The organism is Sphingomonas fucosidasi (assembly GCF_036663855.1).
Classification (GTDB): domain Bacteria; phylum Pseudomonadota; class Alphaproteobacteria; order Sphingomonadales; family Sphingomonadaceae; genus Sphingomonas; species Sphingomonas faeni_B.
The window spans coordinates 45,110-64,323 of the sequence record NZ_JAXOJR010000006.1 but is presented as its reverse complement, the minus strand read 5'-3'; the positions used below and the strand labels follow the sequence as shown (position 1 = coordinate 64,323).

The following is a 19,214-nucleotide window of genomic DNA, read 5'->3' as shown; positions in this document are numbered from 1 at the left end:
GTCGTGCCCGCTTCCATGCCTGCTACTCTGCCCGTAGGTCCCGCTGCATATTTGCCCACCGCGTATATGCCCGTTGCGTATCTGAATGCGGTCGGGACGGCCGTTCCCGATCATGACATCCACACCGCGTTCATCGCCTGGGCGCGCGCACGGACCGATGCACGATCGACCAAAGTATTCGATCGGATGGCGTCGCGGTCGGGCATCGCGCATCGCTGGTCGGTGTTGCCGCCGACCGCGGACGGGGGCTCGCCGGTCGACGATGCCGGCTTCTACGCCGCCGAGCCGCATCCCGGCACCGCGGCGCGGATGACGCTTTATGCCGAACACGCGCCCGACTTGGCGATCCGCGCGATCACCGCGTTGCGCGCGAAGGTCGCGGTCGAGGGGATCACGCATCTGGTGGTGGCGAGCTGCACCGGGTTCGTCGCGCCGGGTATCGACCAGATCATCGCGCGACGGCTCGGCCTGTCGTCCAGCGTCGAGCGACTGCTGATCGGCTTCATGGGGTGTTACGCCGCGGTCGTCGCGCTGCGCAGCGCGCGCCACATCGTCCGATCCGAGCCCAAGGCGCGCGTCCTGGTCGTCACGGTCGAGCTCTCGACGCTGCATCTCCAGCCCGCCAACGAGATCGAGCCGTTGCTGGCGATGCTCCAGTTCGGCGACGGCGCCGCCGCCGCGCTGGTCACGGCCGAGGCGACCGGGCTCGAACTCGGTACGCCATTCGCGGCGGCGCTACCCGAAACCGAGGCGCTGATCCGCTGGGACGTCACCGATGCGGGCTTTGCGATGCACCTGTCCGGCGAAGTGCCCGCGCGGATCGCCACGGCATTGGCGGATACCGAGTTTCGCGCGATCGTTAGCGATGGCCAGCCGCCGGAGACGATCGACGGCTGGGCGGTGCATGCCGGCGGCCGATCGATCCTCGACGCGGTCGAGCATGCGATGCAGCTGAAACCGGCGGCGCTGGCAGCGTCGCGGCAGGTGCTGGCGGACAACGGCAACATGTCGTCGGCGACGTTGATGTTCGTGTTCGAGCGCCTGCTCGCCGGGCCGCCGATCGCGCACGGCGTCGCGCTCGCGTTCGGGCCGGGGCTGGCGGCGGAGGGCTTCGGGTTCCGAAGCGCGCCATGAGCCTAGCCATCCGCAGCGAGGCCGAGGAGCTGATGGACGCCGACGACCTCGATGCGGCGACCTATGCGGACGTGGTCGGCGATCTCGCCACCGTCAACACGGTGACGATGGCGCGCCGCCCGACGCTCGATTTTCTGGCGCGCGCGACTGCCGGGCGGACACGCTTCCGGCTGCTCGACGTAGGCTTTGGCGACGGCGACATGCTGCGGCGGATCGCGCGCTGGGCCGAGGCAAACGGCATCGAGGCGGAGCTGGTCGGCGTCGATCTCAACCCGCGCAGCGAACAGGCGGCGCGGGCGCATGGCGGCGACATCCGTTACGTCACCGGCGATTATGCCGATCTTGCCCAGGAGCCCTGGGACGCGATCGTCAGCAGTCTCGTCGCGCATCACATGACCCATGACCAGCTCGTGGCGTTCCTGCGTTTCATGGAGGCGCACGCAAGCGCCGGGTGGTTCGTCAACGACCTCCATCGTCACGGGTTCGCGCATTGGGGCTTCCCCGTGCTCGCGACCCTGGCGCGCTGGCACCCGATCGTCCGACACGACGGCACGCTGTCGATCGCGCGCAGCTATCGCCCCAACGAATGGCCGCCCTTGCTCGCCGAGGCTGGCATCACCCAGGCGAAGGTCCGCCGCGTCTTCCCGTTCCGGTTATGCGTCGAACGCCTGCGCTGATCGTCGGCGGCGGGCTCGCTGGGGCCGCGACCGCGATCGGCCTCGCGCGCGCCGGTCTGCCGCATCTGCTCGTCGAACGATCGCGCGAAACCGGCGATGCGATCTGCGGCGGGTTCCTCAGCTGGCGGACACTCGAGACGCTCGCCGACCTCGGCATCGATCCCGACACGCTCAACCCAGAGCGCGTGACGCGCGCCCGCATCTACGCCGGCACGCGACGCGCGGATGCCGCCCTCCCCCGTCCCGCGGTGTCGGTCACGCGCCACCGGCTGGACACGGTCATGCTGGCGGAAGCCGCTCGGCTCGGCACGCCGGTCGAGCGCGGTGTCACCGTGCGCGAGATCGACGGCATGACGGTCCGCACCGCGGACGGCGCGACGTTCGCTCCCGACGCGCTGTTCCTCGCCAGCGGCAAGCACGACGTTCGCGGGATGGCACGGCCGGAAGACGCGCGCGGTGCCGACCCGACGCTGGGGTTACGCGTTCGTATCGCCCCCTCCCCGGCGCTCCGCGCGGCGCTCGACGGGGGGATCGAGCTGCATCTGTTCGACCGCGGCTATGCGGGCCTCGCGATGCAGGAGGACGGTACCGCGAACCTGTGCATGGCCGTGCATCGATCGCGGCTTCAGGCCGCCGGATCCCCCGCGCAGTTACTCGAGGCACTGGGTCGCGAGATGCCAGCGCTCGGCGAATGGGTCGCCCTGATCGACGGACGCGCACCGATCGATGCGATCGCCAACGTGCCCTATGGCTGGCGGCAGCGCGCAGGCGTCGACGCGACATTCCGGCTCGGCGACCAGGCCGGCGTCATCCCCTCGCTCGCCGGCGAAGGCATGGGCATCGCGCTGGCCAGCGGAGTCGCAGCCGCCGACGCTTATGTCCGCGGAGGTCCCGCTTCGGCAGCGCGGTGGCAGGAGGATTTCGCCCGCCGCCTCGCCCGGCCGATCGGCATCGCCAGCATCGTCCGCCAGGTCGCCGAAGGTACGCGGGCAGCCTGGTTGCTCCCGCTGATGCGCCCCGCCCTGATCCAGGTGATCGCCAACGCGACGAGAATAGGCCAGACCTAGAGCCTGTCCCTACGCCATATTGAAATCCGTCCCGCCAGCACGAGATTCAAACCCATGGATCAACTCAATCTTTCCGAAGCCGAGTGGCGCAAGCGACTCACCCCCGAGCAATATCATGTGCTGCGCGAGGCGGGGACCGAGCGTGCGTTCGCGGGCGCGCTCAACGACAACAAGGCCGACGGCATCTATCGTTGTGCCGCGTGCAGCAACGAACTGTTCGACAGCGCCGACAAATATGATTCCGGGTCGGGCTGGCCCAGCTTCACCCGGCCGATCGGTCCCGACGCCGTCACCGATCACGCCGATCGCAGCCATGGCATGACCCGCATCGAGACGCGGTGCGCACGCTGCGACAGCCATATGGGCCATGTCTTCCCGGACGGCCCGCCGCCGACCGGCCAGCGCTATTGCATGAATTCGCTGTCGCTCGAATTCCGACCGCGCAAAGCGAACGCTGCGGCTTGATGCTGCTTGTAGGGCGGGGACATCGCGCGTAATTCTGCGGCCACATGGCTCGTACGCGTTCTGCTTCCCCGTCCCGTCGGTCCCCAACTCCCCCGGCGTCACGCTGGCGGCGACGGCTGGTCGTGTTCCTGCAGCTCTGCGTCGGAATCGGCATCCTCGCGCTCGGAGCGCTGGCGATCGCGGTATACGTCGCGATGTCGCAGCTCCCCAGCTTCGACAGCCTGAAATCATCGCCCAACGGCCAGATGATCCGCGTCCATGCCGCCGACGGCACCGTGATCGTGTCGATGGGCCCGAGCTTCGGCGAATGGCTGCCCTACGGACAAATCCCCAAGGTCATGCGCGACGCGACCGTGTCGGTCGAGGATCGCCGCTTTCGCTCGCATATCGGCGTCGATCCGGTCGGCGTCGCACGCTCGGTGAAGGTGCGGTACGACCGCGGTCACTGGACGCAGGGCGGCTCGACGATCACGCAGCAACTCGCGCGGACCGTCTTCCTCAACAACCAGAAGAAGTTCGGCCGGAAATTCCGCGAGGCGATCCTCGCATTCGCGCTCGAATGGAAGTTCAGCAAGGACCAGATCCTCGAACTCTATCTGAACAAGGTCTATTACGGCGGCGGCGCGTACGGGATCGACGCGGCGAGCCGGAAGTTCTTTGGCCACGGCGCGGATCATTTGAGCCTGGCTGAGGCCGCGGTCATCGCCGGCCTGGTCAAGGCGCCATCGAACTATTCGCCGACCGCCGATGCCGAGGCCGCGATGGGCCGCGCCGGCGTCGTGCTGGAAACGATGCAGGAAACCGGCGCGATCACCGCGTCCGAGGCTGCCGATGCGGACGTATCCGGCCTGAAACTGGCGCCCGAGCCCAAGCAGAACAGCGTCCGTTATTTCACCGACTGGGCGCTGCCGCAGCTCGACACGCTGATCGACGAGACCACCGAGCCCCTGGAAGTCTGGACGACGCTCGATCTCAACATGCAGCGGCAAGCCGATGCGGCGATCCGCGCCAATGCGCCGGCCGGCGCGCAGGGCGCTCTGGTCGCGCTCGATCGTGGCGGCGAAGTGCGCGCGATGGTCGGCGGCAAGGATTACGTCTCGTCGATCTACAACCGCGCGACGCAGGCGGTCCGCCAGCCGGGCTCTGCGTTCAAGCTGTTCGTGTACCTCGCCGCGCTGGAGGCGGGCCACAAGCCGGAGGATTCGGTCGTCGACGAACCCGTCACGATCCAGGGCTGGAGCCCGCGCAACGATTCCCGGCGCAACTCCGGCGCGGTGTCGCTGCGCACCGCCTTCGCCTATTCGCTCAACACCATCGCCGCCAAGCTGGGCCAGGAAGTCGGCTTCAACACGGTCGCCGACATGGCGCGCCGGTTCGGCATCACGACGCCGGTCAACGTGCATCCGTCGATGGTGCTCGGCACGTCAGAAGTCCGCGTGATCGACATGACGCGCGCGTTCGCGTCGGTCGCCAGCAAGGGCGTCGCGGTAACGCCGTATGGGATCACGCGCGTCACCGCGAACGGCCAGACGATCTACACGCATGAGGTCGATCGCAGCCATGTGCTCGTCGCGCCCTATGTCGCCGCCGAGATGACCGACCTGCTCCAGACCGCGGTCAACACCGGCACCGGCCGCGCGGCGCAGATCGGCCGCCCGGTCGCCGGCAAGACGGGGACGACCAGCTCGTCGAAGGATGGCTGGTTCCTGGGCTTCTCCAGCGGCATCACGACCGGCGTGTGGATGGGGCGTGACGACGCCAAGCCGATCGCCGGGCTGCATGGCGGCCAGGCACCGGCGCGTGCCTGGGCGGCGTTCATGAAGCCCGCGACCGCCAACCGTCCGATCGAGCAGTTCGATACGAAGGTGACCCTGCCCGAGTGGCAGCTCGAACCCGACGAGGAGAGCTATTTCGGCCAGCCCGACAATGGGCAGATGGCGGTCGATGCGGACGGCAATCCGATCGATCCGGGCGAGCCGCCGGTGCCGACCGACGCGCAGACCGGCGACACGATCCCACGGCCCGATGCGGATCAGCCCGAGACGCCGGCCGCGCCACCGGCGCCACCGCAGCAGATGAATCAGGACTGGATCGACCGTGTCACCGGCCGCAACCAGCCGCGTCAGGAGCAACCGGCAGGACGCCAGCCGCTAACCCGCGACGTGCCGCGCGATAGATATCAGGATGGCCGCTACCAGGACGACCGCAATCAGGATCGTCGGTATCAGGACGACCGCCCGAACCAGTGAAGTTCGGCGCCATGCGTGCGTAACCAGGTGCGCGCGGGCGTAGGGTCCTCGCCGTAGAGTTGCTCGACCAGCGCGTGGAAGACCGGTGCGTGGTTCATGTGAACGCGGTGCGCGACTTCATGCGCGACGGTGGCGCGACGGACCCAGCTCGGCGCGAGGATCAGCCGCCAGCTGTAGCGGATCACGCCGCTCGACGCGCAACTGCCCCAGCGGCCCTTGGCGTCCCCGACCGCGACCTGCGCGACGCTGACCTTCGCCTTGGCGGCATATTCCGCGGTTTCGGTTTCGAGCACGGCGAGCGCGGTGCGTTTCAACCACGCCTCGACGCGACGCGCGATCGTTTCGGGCGGCCCCGACAGCGACAGGACCGAACCTTCGCGAACGACGGTGCGACGGCTGCCCGGCGTCCACTCGATCGTCAGCGGTTCGTCGGCGACGGTAAGGACCGCGCCGGGCACGAAGGGACGGGGCTGGGGGAGCAATGCGCGCTGTTCGGCGATCCAGCCGGCCTTGTCCTCGGCCCAGACCAGCGCCTGCTTCAGCGCCGCCCGCTTGGGGAGGACGAGCCGCGCGCGGCCGCTCGCAGGATCGATCGACAACCGCGCACGACGGGCGCGAGGGTGACGGACGATCTCCAGGCCTTCTATCACCGGCTTACAGTTCGCGGTCGATCACGTGATATTCCAGCTCGCCCGCCTCGTCCTCGCTGACCGTCCAGCCGCGCACCGATTGCTTGGCGCGGTGGACGGCCTCGCGGTCGCCACAGACGAGGTAATGCCACTCGGGCAGCTGCTCGCCGGCCGCGCGCAGGCGGTAGGCGCAGGTCGAGGGCAGCCAGTCGATCCCGTGGACGTTGCCGGTCGTCAGCCGCACGCATTCGGGCACGTACGCGTGGCGGTGGCGGTAATCGGAGCATTGCCCGCTGCGCCGGTCGAGCAGGCGGCACGATACGTTGGTGGCGACGAGTTCGCCGGTCTCCTCGTCCTCGAGCTTGTGGATGCAGCATTTGCCACAGCCGTCGCACAAGGCTTCCCATTGGCCGCGATCGAGTTGCTCGATCGGCGTATCTTCCCAGAAGCGCGTGCTCACGATACCCAGCGCTTGATCTCTGTCGCCACCGCGTCGGGCCCTTGTTCCTGCGGCAGCAAAGCGATCGGCTTGCCGTCCGGGTCCATCAGATAGGCCTGCCGGCTGTGGTTTACGAGGTAGCCGCCCCCGGGGGAGGGCTCGCCCTTGCTCGAATACACCGCATATTCGGTCTTGATCCGGTCGATCGCTTGCGGACTGCCGGTCAGGCCGACCATGCGCGGGTGGAAGGCGGAGACGAACTGCTTGAGTACCGCGGGCGTATCGCGCGCCGGATCGACGGTCACGAACACCGGCACGATCTTCGCGGCGATCGCGGGGTCGCTCGCCTCGAGCTTTTTCACCGCGGCGCCGATCGCCTGGACATCCGTCGGACACACATCGGGACAGAAGGTGTAGCCGAAATACATGATCCGGTATTTGCCCGCGAAGTTGCGCTCGGTGACGGCCTGTCTGTTCTGGTCAGTCAACGCGAAGGGACCGCCGATCCGGGCGCCTTCGAGCGGCGGTTTGGCGGCGGGCTGGGACGAGTTGCAGGCCGCCAACGCCAGGGCGGGCAGGGCGAGCGCACAAAGGATGAAACGAAGGGTCATGATGCCGCCAGCCTTGATCTGTTCGCTACTGCGGCGCAAGCGTCGCCAATATCCAGGACGAACCAAGGAAGTCTCTCGATGCGTATTCGCCTGATGCTCGCCACTGCCCTTCTGACGCCCGCGCTCGGCATGGCGGCGCCCGCCTTCGCGCAGGGCCAGTCGGAGGGGTACAAGTTCCTGTCCGCGGTGCGCGATGCCAAGAACAACGAGGTGCTCGAGATGCTCGGCCGCCCGGGCAGCAACATCATCAACACGCGCGACGTGACGAACGGGGAGGGGGCGCTCCACATCGTCATCAAGCGCGGCGACGAGGTCTATCTGCGCTTCCTGCTGCAAAAGGGCGCCGACGCCAATCTGCGCGACGGCAAGGGCAACACGCCGCTGCTGCTCGCGGTGACGCTGGGGCAGACGGGCATGATCCCGATCCTGACCGCAGCGGGGGCGAACCCGAACCTCGGCAACTCGGCCGGCGAGACGCCGTTGATCCGCGCGGTGCAGCGCCGCGACGTGGGGATGATCCGCGTGCTGCTGAACGAGAACGCCGATCCCGATCAGGCGGATATCATCGCCGGCATGTCGGCACGCGACTACGCCAAGCAGGATGGGCGTAACCCGGTCGTGTCGAAGCTGCTGGCGGATGCGCCGAAGAAGGTGCGGAAAGCGGTATCGGGGCCGAAGTTCTGAGTTTGAGCGGCGGCGGTAAAGTCGCCGAGGTCGCCAAAATCACGACGCGCTCCCCTCCCTGGAAGGGAGGGGCTGGGGGTGGGTCGGCCGGCTCGTGACGCAACCGTTGCACGGTACAGAAACCGACCCACCCCCGACCCCTCCCTTCCAGGGAGGGGAGGGGAGGCCCTAGATCCTAAAACGCCAACCCGTCCGCATCCGGGTCCATCTGCGCGATCAACCGGCGCGCGGCTCGCCTGGCGAACGCCAGCGTGCAGCGTTTGCGGGCATGCGCGGGCAGGGGGGTGGTATGCGCCTCCCGCACGATCGCCGCGTCGTAGCGATCCGCGACGATGATCCCTGTCCGCTCGGGCAGGAACGCAGGCCCGTGCAACGGCCCGACGTCGAACCCCGCGGGCACCGCCCAGAAATACCGGTCGCAATGCCCTAGATAATCCGGCCACTTGCCGTCGCCGAGCAGGTCGGCGCGCGATACCTTGATCTCGACGATGACGATCTGACCGCGCGCATCGACCGCCATCAGGTCGGCCCGGCGGCCACCGTCGAGCGGCACTTCGGTCATCGCGGTGAGATCGTGCCGCAGCAACATGCGGATGACCCCGCGCGCCACGTCGGCGGCGCAGAGGGACGAATCCTGGGGGGATCCGGGTTTGTCGATGCAGGAGTCCGGCGGCATATCGAGCATGCCCCGGAAATAGAACAATCCGCGAACGAGGCAAGCTCATTCACGGATTGTGGTAGTGTTCTGGTCTCGTCATTCCCGCGAAGGCGGGAACCCATATTGGCTAGCCTCACGGCAAGATCGCACCAGTGGCGTATATGGATCCCCGCCTGCGCGGGGACGACAAAAGATCAGCGATAGAAGACGTGGTTGCCGATCGAGGCGACCTTGATCGCGCGAACCGAAGGGCGGCGATCGGGGGTGTTGAAGTAGAGCGCCTTGTCGGCCGGGCTGTTCCAGGCACTCGCAAGAGCGACCTTGGCGACGGCAACCGCGGTGCGATACGAGGCACCCTTGGTGATAGTCGGGATCTGGCCACCGCGGACGAAGCTGAACTGGCCACGCTGCTTGACGACGGCGCAGACGTCGGTGGGGAAACGACCCGACTTGGCGCGATTGATGATGACTTCGGCAACCGCGAGCTGGCCGGTCAGCGGCTCGCCCTTGGACTCGAAATAGATCGCGCCGGCAAGGCACTGGAGCGCGTCGTCGGCGGCGGCGCTATCCTGCGCGGCAACGGCCTGGGCGAGCGTGTCGAATTCTTCTTCCTCTGCAGGAGCGAGCTGCTCGGCGGCAGTCTTCTCGATCGCGGTCTTCTCGATCGCGGTCTTCTCGATCGCGGTCTTCTCGATCGCGGTCTTCTCGACGGCGGCAACGGGCGTTGCGGCGGGAGCGACCTGCGGAACATTCTGCGGGGAGAGGGCGTTTAGATTTGCGAGAGCGGTCAGGCTGACCGTGGTACGATCGATACCGGTCGCATGGCCGGGTGCGCTGTTGCCGAGCAGGCCGGCGAGAGAGAAGGTCATGGCCGCGATTGTCGCAGCCCGCTGAAGAATGGTCATTCAAGCTTATTCAGATGCGGTGAGACCGTGGAGTCGATCGTACGAGCCGACCGTCCAGGCATCCCCCCGACTGCGTAACTGATCCGGATCGCACCCGTCCCAGCACAACGCCAATCAATGTTGCAATCCCCCTCTATTGGGGGGGCTTTCGAGTCAATCGTCGAGGATCGTTTCAGCGGCGAACCGTTCCGCCGCTGCGATGTCCACCTCGACCACCCACAAATCCGGGTCGCGCGCGCGCCTGCGCCGCCAATAGCCATCGAGGTCTTCGGCAGGGGTCGAGTCGATCAAGGCGGTCCGTCCGTCGGGCCCGATTCCACGCTCCAGCAGCCGGGGAGGGGCCCCTTTGTCGATCGCGATGACGAGGATCGCGCCGCCCTGTGCATCGCCTTTCGCCATCACCGCGCCGAAGCCACCCGCGTCGTTGACCCGGCGGAGAAGGGCGCTGACGAGCACGCCACTGGGCAGCCGATCGCTCATGCCGGCGCGCGGTATCCAGGCAGCCCGGCCAGCGCGATCCGCGAGCGCATGAACGTGCCGGTGCCCCGCGCGGCTTCTTCGCCCTCCGCATCGATCAGCCGCGCATCCGCGACGAACACGCGCCGCTTGCCGCTGATCCAGCGACCCTCGGCGATCACCGGGCCGACTTTGAGTGGGCGGGTGAGCAGCAGATTGAACGCGGTCGTCAGCAGGAAGCGATCGGTGACGAGGCTGTTCGACGCATAGAACGCGGCATCGTCGAGCATCTTGAAATAGCTCGTGCCGTGCGCTGCGCCGCCCGCGTGATAATGCCGCTCGTCGATCGTGAAATGGATCCGCGCGACGCCAGCCTCCGGGATTTCCAGCGACGATTCGAAGAACCGATTGATCGGCGCCTGCGCGTAGAGCGACTCTAGCGCGCGAAAATGCGCCTCCGCGCCGGCGGTGTTGGGGGCCGGGTTAGGGGCGTCAGACATTTGCGCATCGCCCGCCAAGCAAACTGCCGTCATCCTGACGAAAGTCAGGACCCAGAGCCACGAAGGGCCATACTCCGTTACTCTGGGTCCTGACTTTCGTCAGGATGACGGAGGCAGGATAGGGGTTACGCGGCATCGCGCACCTCGTCGGCGGTGAACAGCGCGTAGAGCGCATCGGGCGAGCCAGCGCCGCGCAGTTTCTCCAGAAACGCCTTGTCGCGCAGCCGCCGCGAGACGCGCGCGAGCGCCTTCAGATGCACCGCCCCCGCATCGGTCGGCGACAACAGCATGAAGACAAGATCGACGGGCAGATCGTCGACCGCCTGGAAATCTACGGCCTGCGCCAACCGCACGAACACGCCGGTGACCTGCGCGAGCCCCTCGAGCTTCGCATGCGGGATCGCGACGCCACCGCCGAACCCGGTCGAACCAAGCTTTTCGCGTGCCGTCAGTCGCTCGGCGATCGTCTTCGCATCCGTATCGACGATCTCGGCCGCAATCGTCGCGATATGCTGGAACACCGCCTTCTTGTTGGTGGCGATCACGCCCGTCTGCACTGCGTCGGGACGCAGCATATCGCTGAAATCGGTCATGGTGTTCAATGTCTCAAGCGCCCCCGCGCGCGTCCGCCTTAGCGGGTTGCGCGGGGGCGTAAAGGCGCGGCCGTCAGACCCGCGCCCTTATGGACCCTTCTTTTACTGGGGAGGGGAGGCCGCGCCAGTCGAAGCGGCCCGCTGTGGCTCGACCCAGCCGATCGTGCCGTCGCCGCGCTTGTAGACCATGTTGTGCGCGCCGGTGCCCGCATTCTTGAACAGCAATGCAGCGGTGTTGCGCAAATCGAGCATCATCACTGCGTCGGACACGCTGGCCTCGGGAATGTCGACGCGCGTTTCGGCGATGATCAGCGGTGCGTCCGCGACATCGTCCTCCTCGACGCTCTCCTGGAACAACGTGTAGCCGGCATTGTCATAGCCGTTGCTCTCAGCCATCGCGACCGCTTCGCCAGCGTGGCGGTCCTTCAGGCGACGCATGTAGCGGCGGAGCTGGGTTTCGATCTTGGCCGCCGCGCCATCGAAGGCCGCGCGCGCGTCATAGGCGTCCGAATGTCCCTTGAGCACCAGGCCCTTCATCACGTGCGCGACGATATCGCACTTGAAGCCGGCATCGTGCGGCCCCTTGCCGAACGTGACCTCGGCCGAGATGGCGCGGGAAAAATACTTGTCGGCGATACCCTGGAGTCGGTCTTCCACATGGCCGTTCAGTGCTTCGCCAGTGTCAACCTGGTGACCAGAAATCCGGATATCCATTATCGTCTCCTTGTCGGCGTTACGTAGTTCGGGTGGTCCTGTTGGCTCCACCCTGCCAGCGTCATCCGGACGCCACGGCCCCCCAAATCGGATCCTTGATCCCCTTCATAAACGCCGCATGCGCCGCAAGGTCTCCCTCGCTCACTGCGAAAATGCGTGGCGGGCGAACGACCCGAGGCGCCTGTGCGACGATCGGAGTCGACGCGTTGCTGCCGGTGTCACTGAGCAGCCCGAGGCCGATCTGGCGGCCGCCCATCAGCTCGACATAAACCTGCGCGAGCAGCTGGGCATCGAGCAGCGCACCGTGCAGCACACGGTGGCTGCGATCGATCCCGAAGCGCGAACACAGCGCATCGAGCGAATGCTTGGCACCGGGGTGACGGCTGCGCGCGATCTGCAGAGTGTCGATCATCCGTTTCATGTGGACGATCTGACGGCCGCACTTGGTCAGCTCGCCGTTGAGGAACGAAAAGTCGAAGCCGGCATTGTGCGCGACCATCGGTGCATCGCCGACGAACTCCAGTAGATCCTCGACCGCATCGGCGAATCTCGGCTTGTCGGACAGGAACTGTGCGCTCAGCCCGTGGACGTTGAACGCCTCGGCCGGCATGTCGCGATCGGGATGATAATACGCATGGAACGTGCGGCCGGTCTCGACCCGGTTGACCATCTCGACGCAGCCGATCTCGACCATGCGGTCCCCGCCCGAAAAACTGAGGCCGGTGGTTTCGGTGTCGAAGACGATTTCGCGCATCGATATGGTATCGGCTCAGATTTCCAAGGATGCAAGCACTGCCCGGACTTGCGCGCGTGTCTCGTCGATGCTCGTATCGGTGCGGATGACATGGTGCGCGCGGGCGCGTTTTTCGGCGTCGGGGGTCTGGCGCGCGAGGATCGCGGCGAACTTCTCCGGGGTCATGCCGGGGCGGGCGAGCACGCGCGCGCGCTGCACGTCCGGCGCCGCGGAGACGACGACAATCGAGTCGACCCTTTGGTCGCCGCCGGTCTCGAACAGGAGAGGGACGTCGAACACGACTCGCTTGCCGGTATGCTCAGCGAGGAAGGCGGCGCGCTCTTCGCCGACGGCAGGGTGGACGATCGCCTCGAGTCGCTTGATCGCGGCGTCGTTGCCGAACACCGCTGCGCCGAGTTTGGCACGGTCGACTGCGCCGTTCGCGGTCGTGCCGGGGAAGGCGGCTTCGATCGCGGGAACCAGCCGACCGCCGGCGCCCTGCAACCGGTGAACGGTCGCGTCGGCGTCGAATACGGGCACGCCTTCGTCGGCGAACATACCAGCGACGGTCGACTTGCCCATGCCGATCGAGCCGGTCAGCCCGATGATCATTTGACCAGCAATGCCCGGAGCTCCTCGTCGCGATCGCGTGGTGGTTCCACGTGGAACAATATCTCGAATGCGACGGCCGCTTGGCCGATCAGCATTTCAAGACCGTCGACAGTTTCGAGATCGCGACCCCTTGCCGCTTTCAGGAGACCGGTTTCGAGCGGAGAATAGACGATGTCGTAGACCAGCGAGTCCGGATCGAGCGCGCCGAGGTCGATATCGAGCGGGGGCTGACCCGCCATCCCGAGCACGCTCGCGTTGACGAGCAGCCGCGAGGGCGGGGCGGCGGGGCCGATCGGCGATGCCTGACCCTTGAGTCCGAACGCCGAAAGCAACGCTGCACCCTTGAGTGGATTGCGGTTGAGGATGGTCACCGGCCCGACGCCCATCCGCGACAGCGCGAACAGGATCGCGCGGGCTGCGCCGCCGGCGCCGATCACCGTGACGGGCTGGCCGGCGATGTCGAGATCGTCGATCGGCGCCCAGAATCCGGCGGCATCGGTGTTGGTGCCGATGCAGTCACCCGCCTGGTTGCGGAATACGGTGTTGATCGCGCCGATCGTCCCGCGGACGTTGCCGGGGTCGGAAACGTGGTCGAGCGCGGCGAGCTTGTGCGGCATCGTGATGTTGCATCCGTGCCAGGCCGGGTCGGCTTTCCGCTCGGCGAAGTATGCGGGGAGCGCGTCCGCGGTGACGTGCTTTTGGCGATATTCTGCATCGATCCCGAGCGCGTCGAGCCAGAAGCCGTGGATCAGCGGGGACTTGGACTGGGCGATCGGATCGCCGATCACTTCGGCATAGGGGCGGGTCATGAAAGGCTCCGGTGAACTCGGTTAGGCGATGTATTTGCATAAATAGGCACACCACGCTCTCCCCGTCATCCCAGCGAAAGCTGGGATTTCCGCGTTTAGCGGGCGTCGTCTGCCTCGGGAGATACCCCAGCGTCCGCTGGGGTGACGGACGGGGGTGCGGGTGGGGCTACAAACCACTCTGTCACCCCGGACTTGTTTCGGGGTCCACCGTGCCGCGAACTCACATCTCTCGATTTTGTGGAGCCGTGGATGCCGGAACGAGCCCGGCATGACGGAAGGGGGAGGTTACGCCGGCAGCTCGCCACGTACGCGGAGGAAATCCAGCACGTTGAGCAGCGGCATCCCCAGCACCGTGAACTGGCTGCCCTCGATCTTGGCGAACAGCTGTGCGCCCGGGCCTTCGATCCGGTAACATCCGACGCAGCCGGCAATCGCCGGCCATTCCGCATCAAGATACGTTTCGATAAACGCCTCCGACAGCGGTCGCACATGCATCTTGGCCCGCTCGACATGCCGCCAGATCGCGTGGCCGTTCTCGGCGATAACCGCCGCACTCCACAGGTCATGCCGCTTACCCGACATCAGCCGCAGATGCGCCGCCGCGGCCGCCCGGTCGATCGGCTTGTCGAGGATCGTGCCGTCCTCCAGCGCGACCAGCGAGTCGCTGCCGAGGACGAGATACCCCGGCATCAGCGCCGACACCTTCAACGCCTTCAACTCCGCCAGCGCGTCAGCCAGATCGCGCGGCGACAGGTCGCGTAACGCCGCCTTCGCCGCATCCTCGTCGACCCCGGCGAATGTCGCCTCGAATGGCACGCCGGCAGCGGTCAGCATCGCGCGACGTGACGCGCTTTGCGAGGCAAGGATCAGGCTCATGCCTCGACCTTCGCGACGTCGTCGCTCCGCCGCTGGTTGCACAGCGCGATGATCGCCGCCGCCGTCTCCTCGATCGAGCGCCGCGTCACGTCGATCACCGGCCAGCCATTGTCGGCGAACATCCGCCGCGCAAACGCGAGCTCGCGCATCACCGCCTCCTCCTCGACATAGGACGTATCCGGCTGCTGGTTGAGCGACAGCAACCGGTTGCGGCGGACCTGGATCAGCCGATCGGCACTGGTCGTCAGCCCGACGATCAGCGGATTCTTCAGGCCATAGAGAATCTTCGGCGGGGGGCTCTCGACCACGATCGGAATGTTCGCCGTCTTGTATCCGCGGTTGGCGAGATAGATCGAGGTCGGCGTCTTCGAGGAGCGCGACACGCCCGCGAGGACGATATCGGCCTCCTCCCATTCCTCCCACGCGATCCCGTCGTCGTGCGCGATCGTCCACTGGATCGCATCGACGCGCGCGAAATAGGCGGCGTCGAGCACGTGTTGGCGCCCCGGTCGCGCCTTGGCCTGCTGGCCGAGCAACCCGGACAGCGCATCGTTGACCGGGTCGAGCGGCGCCACCGCGGGCAACCCGAGCGCGAGGCACCGCTGCTCGAGAATCCGCCGCGTCGCCGGGTTCACCAGCGTGAAAATCACCAGCCCCGGGTTCTGCGCGATCTCCTGGAGGATGCGTTCGAGATGCGCCTCGGTCCGGACCATCGGCCAGAAATGTCGTACCGTCTCGACGTCGTCATATTGCGCCAGCGCCGCCTTCGCGATGTTCTCCAGCGTCTCGCCGGTCGAATCCGACAGCAGATGAAGGTGGAGCCGCATCATCGGCGATTTATCCCCAATGGAAGGCTGGCTGGGCGTGAAGTTGTGGATAACATGGGGAGAACGGCTAGCGTAACTCGTCCCCCTCGCCAAGCGACGGGTGTGCCGTGGATAACAGCGATTCTATCCACACGCTCGCGCACAGCCGCTGATTTTATCCACAGGCTGTGGGTAATGGGGAGCCTTGAATCGAATCAGCGCGTTTGTTGCGGTGCGACAGGGTCAAGCTGTTGGCAATTCGGGGATCACCGCATAAGTCCCGGGTTCAACCGCCCAACCACTGCAACAACCTATTTCTAGAATCTTCTTATAGTAGAAGAAGGGTGCTCCGCTGACCGATCCGACCTCCCGTTCGCCGTCCTTAAAGCCGCTGCTGGCGACCCTTCGCGGTGAGGGCCAGGCGGTCCCGCCGCTGTGGCTCATGCGACAGGCGGGGCGGTATCTCCCCGAGTATCGTGAACTCCGCGCGGAGAAGGGCGGGTTCCTCGCGCTCGCCACCGATCCGGACGCGGCGGCCGAAGTCACGCTCCAGCCGATCCGCCGGTTCGGGTTCGACGGCTCGATCCTGTTCTCGGACATCCTGATGATCCCATGGGCGCTCGGGCAGGATCTGAGCTTCGGGGTCGGCGAGGGGCCACGGCTCGAGCCGGCGCTAGTCGATCATGCGCTCGATCGGCTGCAGCCGGTCATGGGGCGGCTGGAGCCGGTCTACGGCACCGTTGCGAAGGTTGCTGGGGCATTGCCTCCAGAAACGACGTTCCTGGGCTTTGCGGGGTCTCCCTGGACGGTCGCGACCTACATGGTGGCGGGGAAGGGGAGCAAGGATCAGTCGGAGACCCGGCGCTTCGCCTATCGCGACCCGGAGGCCTTCGGTGCGATCATCGATGCGATCGCCGACAACACGGTCGAATATCTGGCGCGTCAGATCGAGGCGGGCGTCGACGTGGTGCAGCTGTTCGACAGCTGGTCCGGCTCGCTCTCGCCTGCACAGTTCGAACGCTGGGTGATCGCGCCGACCGCGTTGATCGTCGAGCGGCTCCACGCGCGCTGCCCCGGCGTGCCGATCATAGGCTTCCCGAAGGGGGCAGGGGGCAAGCTGCCGGCCTATGCGCGGGAGACCGGCGTCGATGCAATCGGGCTGGACGAGACGGTCGATCCGGCCTGGGCGCACGCGTCGCTGCCAGCGGATATGCCGGTGCAGGGCAATCTCGATCCGCTCGCGTTGATCGCGGGCGGCGCGGATCTCGATGGAGCGATCGATCGGATCCTTGCGGCGTTCGTCGAGCGTCCGCACGTCTTCAATCTTGGCCACGGCATCCTGCCCGACACGCCGATCGCGCATGTCGAGCAGCTTATCGCCCGCGTAAGGAGCACGACATGAGTGGTTTTCTCGGGGCAGCCTATGACTGGGTGAAGGCCGCGCATCTGATCTTCGTGATCTTCTGGATTGCGGGGCTGTTCATGCTGCCGCGCTATCTGGTGTATCATCAGGAGGCGCTGGCCGCCGGAAATGCGGCGGAGGCGGCGAACTGGGTCGAGCGCGAAGGCAAGATCCGCCATATCATCCTGACGCCGGCAATGATCGTCGTCTGGGTGCTGGGGATCGCGCTGGCGCTGAACCTGGGGCTGGCGGACGGCGCGCCGGGGCTGGGGTGGCTGCACCTGAAGCTGCTGCTAGTGTTCCTGCTGACCGGCTATCACGGCTGGACGGTCGGCTATGCGAAGAAGCTCGCCGCGGGGAAGCCGACGCTGACGGGCAAGCAGTTGCGGATGCTGAACGAGGTACCCGCGTTGGCGGTGACGCTGATCGTCGTGCTCGCGATCGTAAAGCCGTTCTGAGCCCACGTCATCCTGGACTTGATCCAGGATCCAGAGCAGCGGGCGACACCGCTTGTGGCTCTGGATCCTGGGTCGAGCCCAGGATGACGGCCTGGGCGGTCCGCCCGTCCCCGCTTGACTAACCCGCCCCCCAATTCTAACTCCTTCTCCCAACACGGCCTCCTGGCGTTCTGCCCGGTCGTGGGTTCCAGCAGACTCGTCTCGCCCAGTTCCGCTTCCCAAGCGCACCGCCGACCGAGCGTTCTCCCGTTGATTGCTATCCGGAAATCCCCATGCATCTCAAAGACCTGAAGAAGAAGAAACCCGCCGAGCTGGTCCAGCTGGCCGAGGAACTGGGGGTCGAGAGCGCCTCGACGCTGCGCAAGCAGGACCTGCTGTTCGCGATCCTGAAGGTGCAGGCGGACAATGGCGACCAGATCATGGGGCTCGGCACGATCGAGGTGCTGCCCGACGGCTTCGGCTTCCTCCGCTCGCCGGAGTCGAACTATCTGGCGGGTCCGGACGACATCTATATCTCGCCCAACCAGGTGCGGAAGTTCGGCCTGCGTACCGGTGACACGGTCGAGGGCGAGATCCGCGGGCCGAAGGATGGCGAGCGCTATTTCTCGCTGGTGAAGCTGACCGCGGTCAATTTCGACGACCCCGACGTCGTCCGCCACCGCGTCAATTTCGACAATCTCACGCCGCTCTATCCCGAGAGCAAGCTGACGCTCGATCCCGCCGATCCGACCGTCAAGGACAAGTCGGCACGTGTCATCGACATCGTCTCGCCGCAGGGCAAGGGCCAGCGCACGCTGATCGTCGCCCCGCCGCGCGTCGGCAAGACCGTCATGTTGCAGAACATGGCCAAGGCGATCACCGACAACCACCCCGAGGTGTTCCTGATCGTCCTGCTGATCGACGAGCGCCCCGAGGAAGTCACCGACATGCAGCGCAGCGTGAAGGGCGAGGTGGTCAGCTCGACCTTCGACGAACCCGCGCAGCGCCACGTTCAAGTCGCTGAAATGGTGATTGAAAAGGCCAAGCGCCTGGTCGAGCACAAGAAGGACGTGGTGATCCTGCTCGACTCGATCACGCGTTTGGGTCGTGCCTACAACACCGTCGTGCCGTCGTCGGGGAAGGTCCTCACGGGCGGTGTAGACGCGAACGCGCTGCAGCGTCCGAAGCGCTTCTTCGGTGCCGCACGCAACATCGAGGAGGGCGGTTCGCTGTCGATCATCGCCACCGCGCTGATCGACACGGGCAGCCGCATGGACGAGGTGATCTTCGAGGAGTTCAAGGGCACCGGCAACTCGGAAATCGTGCTCGATCGCAAGGTCGCGGACAAGCGCATCTTCCCGGCGCTCGACGTCGGCAAGTCGGGTACCCGCAAGGAAGAACTGCTGGTCGACAAGGCCAAGCTCAGCAAGATGTGGGTCCTGCGCCGCATCCTGATGCAGATGGGCACGATCGACGCGATGGAGTTCCTGCTCGACAAGATGAAGGATTCGAAGACCAACGAGAATTTCTTCGATTCCATGAATCAGTAACCGAGTGCGGCCTGCTGCAAGCTGCAGCAGGACTCGCACCGGTTCGGCCGGCGGGGCGTAGCTCCAACCGACGACAGGGGCTTTGCCCATGTCCGGCCAAGACCACCTATTCACGGCACGCGAGAGCATGGCTTTCGCGTGCCGCTTTGCTATTAAACCCCCATAACCGTCACCACCGCTCGCGCTGGTGACCCACGTCACCGGGAGC

General features: G+C 66.3%; 23 protein-coding genes. 9 read left to right on the top strand and 14 right to left on the bottom strand.

The genetic code is table 11. The features are described 5' to 3' along the window. The first annotated feature begins 66 nt into the window (after nucleotides 1–66). Genes U1737_RS11905 through U1737_RS11885 form a run of 5 tightly spaced genes read left to right on the top strand, consistent with a single transcriptional unit; the run spans nucleotide 67 to nucleotide 5,592 of the window. Nucleotides 67–1,134, top strand: coding sequence for a type III polyketide synthase (locus U1737_RS11905; RefSeq protein ID WP_248524182.1), 1,068 nt, complete (start codon nucleotides 67–69; stop codon nucleotides 1,132–1,134). Continuing rightward, nucleotides 1,131–1,811 (top strand): methyltransferase domain-containing protein, encoded by a 681-nt coding sequence (locus tag U1737_RS11900; protein WP_248524184.1) that lies wholly within the window; start codon nucleotides 1,131–1,133, stop codon nucleotides 1,809–1,811. Before U1737_RS11905 ends, U1737_RS11900 begins: the two co-directional genes overlap by 4 nt. Further along, nucleotides 1,790–2,878: an NAD(P)/FAD-dependent oxidoreductase gene (locus tag U1737_RS11895; protein ID WP_332796929.1), complete on the top strand. Its 1,089-nt coding sequence runs from the start codon at nucleotides 1,790–1,792 to the stop codon at nucleotides 2,876–2,878. Before U1737_RS11900 ends, U1737_RS11895 begins: the two co-directional genes overlap by 22 nt. Before the next feature lie 54 nt (nucleotides 2,879–2,932). After that, nucleotides 2,933–3,343: a peptide-methionine (R)-S-oxide reductase MsrB gene (msrB, locus tag U1737_RS11890; protein WP_187502471.1), complete on the top strand. Its 411-nt coding sequence runs from the start codon at nucleotides 2,933–2,935 to the stop codon at nucleotides 3,341–3,343. A 44-nt stretch (nucleotides 3,344–3,387) separates the two neighbouring features. Then, nucleotides 3,388–5,592: a transglycosylase domain-containing protein gene (locus U1737_RS11885; RefSeq protein ID WP_332796928.1), complete on the top strand. Its 2,205-nt coding sequence runs from the start codon at nucleotides 3,388–3,390 to the stop codon at nucleotides 5,590–5,592. On the opposite strand, the gene U1737_RS11880 is transcribed toward U1737_RS11885, so the two are convergent. The 3 genes from U1737_RS11880 to U1737_RS11870 are packed head-to-tail and all read right to left on the bottom strand — an operon-like array spanning nucleotide 5,568 to nucleotide 7,271. Beyond that, nucleotides 5,568–6,242, bottom strand: coding sequence for a M48 family metallopeptidase (locus tag U1737_RS11880; RefSeq protein ID WP_248524190.1), 675 nt, complete (start codon nucleotides 6,240–6,242; stop codon nucleotides 5,568–5,570). The two genes, U1737_RS11885 and U1737_RS11880, sit on opposite strands and share 25 nt — an antisense overlap. Before the next feature lie 4 nt (nucleotides 6,243–6,246). Continuing rightward, on the bottom strand, nucleotides 6,247–6,681 hold the full coding sequence (locus tag U1737_RS11875) for a YcgN family cysteine cluster protein (protein ID WP_432715098.1): 435 nt from the start codon (nucleotides 6,679–6,681) through the stop codon (nucleotides 6,247–6,249). Next, complete coding sequence (locus U1737_RS11870) at nucleotides 6,678–7,271, bottom strand: SCO family protein (RefSeq protein WP_248524193.1); 594 nt, start codon at nucleotides 7,269–7,271, stop codon at nucleotides 6,678–6,680. Before U1737_RS11870 ends, U1737_RS11875 begins: the two co-directional genes overlap by 4 nt. A gap of 78 nt (nucleotides 7,272–7,349) precedes the next feature. Between U1737_RS11870 and U1737_RS11865 the strand changes: the two genes are divergently transcribed. Then, entirely contained in the window at nucleotides 7,350–7,955 is a 606-nt protein-coding gene (locus U1737_RS11865) for an ankyrin repeat domain-containing protein (protein WP_248524195.1), read from the top strand. A 175-nt stretch (nucleotides 7,956–8,130) separates the two neighbouring features. Here the strand turns inward: U1737_RS11865 and U1737_RS11860 are convergent, their stop codons facing one another. The 11 genes from U1737_RS11860 to U1737_RS11810 form a co-directional block, all read right to left on the bottom strand. After that, nucleotides 8,131–8,640 carry an MmcB family DNA repair protein gene (locus tag U1737_RS11860; protein WP_248524199.1) on the bottom strand — a complete coding sequence of 170 codons (510 nt, stop codon included), beginning with the start codon at nucleotides 8,638–8,640 and terminating at the stop codon, nucleotides 8,131–8,133. A 167-nt stretch (nucleotides 8,641–8,807) separates the two neighbouring features. After that, nucleotides 8,808–9,518 (bottom strand): cell wall hydrolase, encoded by a 711-nt coding sequence (locus U1737_RS11855; RefSeq protein ID WP_332796927.1) that lies wholly within the window; start codon nucleotides 9,516–9,518, stop codon nucleotides 8,808–8,810. Between the two features lie 153 nt (nucleotides 9,519–9,671). Continuing rightward, entirely contained in the window at nucleotides 9,672–9,998 is a 327-nt protein-coding gene (locus U1737_RS11850) for a DUF1491 family protein (protein WP_332796926.1), read from the bottom strand. Beyond that, nucleotides 9,995–10,474, bottom strand: coding sequence for a PaaI family thioesterase (locus tag U1737_RS11845; protein ID WP_332796925.1), 480 nt, complete (start codon nucleotides 10,472–10,474; stop codon nucleotides 9,995–9,997). The genes U1737_RS11850 and U1737_RS11845 overlap by 4 nt, the downstream gene beginning before the upstream one ends. Before the next feature lie 125 nt (nucleotides 10,475–10,599). Then, the gene (locus U1737_RS11840) at nucleotides 10,600–11,067 is read right to left on the bottom strand and encodes a PTS sugar transporter subunit IIA (RefSeq protein WP_187502478.1); all 468 of its coding nucleotides are present in this window, start codon (nucleotides 11,065–11,067) and stop codon (nucleotides 10,600–10,602) included. Between the two features lie 102 nt (nucleotides 11,068–11,169). Beyond that, nucleotides 11,170–11,781 (bottom strand): ribosome hibernation-promoting factor, HPF/YfiA family, encoded by a 612-nt coding sequence (gene hpf, locus U1737_RS11835; RefSeq protein WP_248524210.1) that lies wholly within the window; start codon nucleotides 11,779–11,781, stop codon nucleotides 11,170–11,172. 61 nt (nucleotides 11,782–11,842) lie between these two features. After that, a complete protein-coding gene (gene dnaQ / locus U1737_RS11830; RefSeq protein ID WP_332796924.1) occupies nucleotides 11,843–12,535 on the bottom strand; it encodes a DNA polymerase III subunit epsilon in 693 nt (230 codons plus the stop codon). A 15-nt stretch (nucleotides 12,536–12,550) separates the two neighbouring features. Continuing rightward, nucleotides 12,551–13,126, bottom strand: a complete 576-nt coding sequence (coaE, locus tag U1737_RS11825) for a dephospho-CoA kinase (protein ID WP_332796923.1) — start codon at nucleotides 13,124–13,126, stop codon at nucleotides 12,551–12,553. Continuing rightward, on the bottom strand, nucleotides 13,123–13,935 hold the full coding sequence (locus U1737_RS11820) for a shikimate dehydrogenase family protein (RefSeq protein WP_332796922.1): 813 nt from the start codon (nucleotides 13,933–13,935) through the stop codon (nucleotides 13,123–13,125). The genes coaE and U1737_RS11820 overlap by 4 nt, the downstream gene beginning before the upstream one ends. 285 nt (nucleotides 13,936–14,220) lie before the next feature. Next, nucleotides 14,221–14,811: a Maf family protein gene (locus U1737_RS11815; RefSeq protein ID WP_332796921.1), complete on the bottom strand. Its 591-nt coding sequence runs from the start codon at nucleotides 14,809–14,811 to the stop codon at nucleotides 14,221–14,223. Continuing rightward, nucleotides 14,808–15,641, bottom strand: coding sequence for a pyruvate, water dikinase regulatory protein (locus U1737_RS11810; RefSeq protein ID WP_248524226.1), 834 nt, complete (start codon nucleotides 15,639–15,641; stop codon nucleotides 14,808–14,810). Before U1737_RS11810 ends, U1737_RS11815 begins: the two co-directional genes overlap by 4 nt. Before the next feature lie 328 nt (nucleotides 15,642–15,969). Between U1737_RS11810 and hemE the strand changes: the two genes are divergently transcribed. From hemE to rho, 3 genes are all read left to right on the top strand, one after another. Next, on the top strand, nucleotides 15,970–17,019 hold the full coding sequence (gene hemE / locus U1737_RS11805) for a uroporphyrinogen decarboxylase (RefSeq protein ID WP_332797095.1): 1,050 nt from the start codon (nucleotides 15,970–15,972) through the stop codon (nucleotides 17,017–17,019). Further along, a complete protein-coding gene (locus U1737_RS11800) occupies nucleotides 17,016–17,477 on the top strand; it encodes a HemJ family protein (protein ID WP_332796920.1) in 462 nt (153 codons plus the stop codon). The genes hemE and U1737_RS11800 overlap by 4 nt, the downstream gene beginning before the upstream one ends. A gap of 272 nt (nucleotides 17,478–17,749) precedes the next feature. After that, nucleotides 17,750–19,006 carry a transcription termination factor Rho gene (gene rho / locus U1737_RS11795; protein WP_031395107.1) on the top strand — a complete coding sequence of 419 codons (1,257 nt, stop codon included), beginning with the start codon at nucleotides 17,750–17,752 and terminating at the stop codon, nucleotides 19,004–19,006. Nucleotides 19,007–19,214 lie beyond the last annotated feature (208 nt).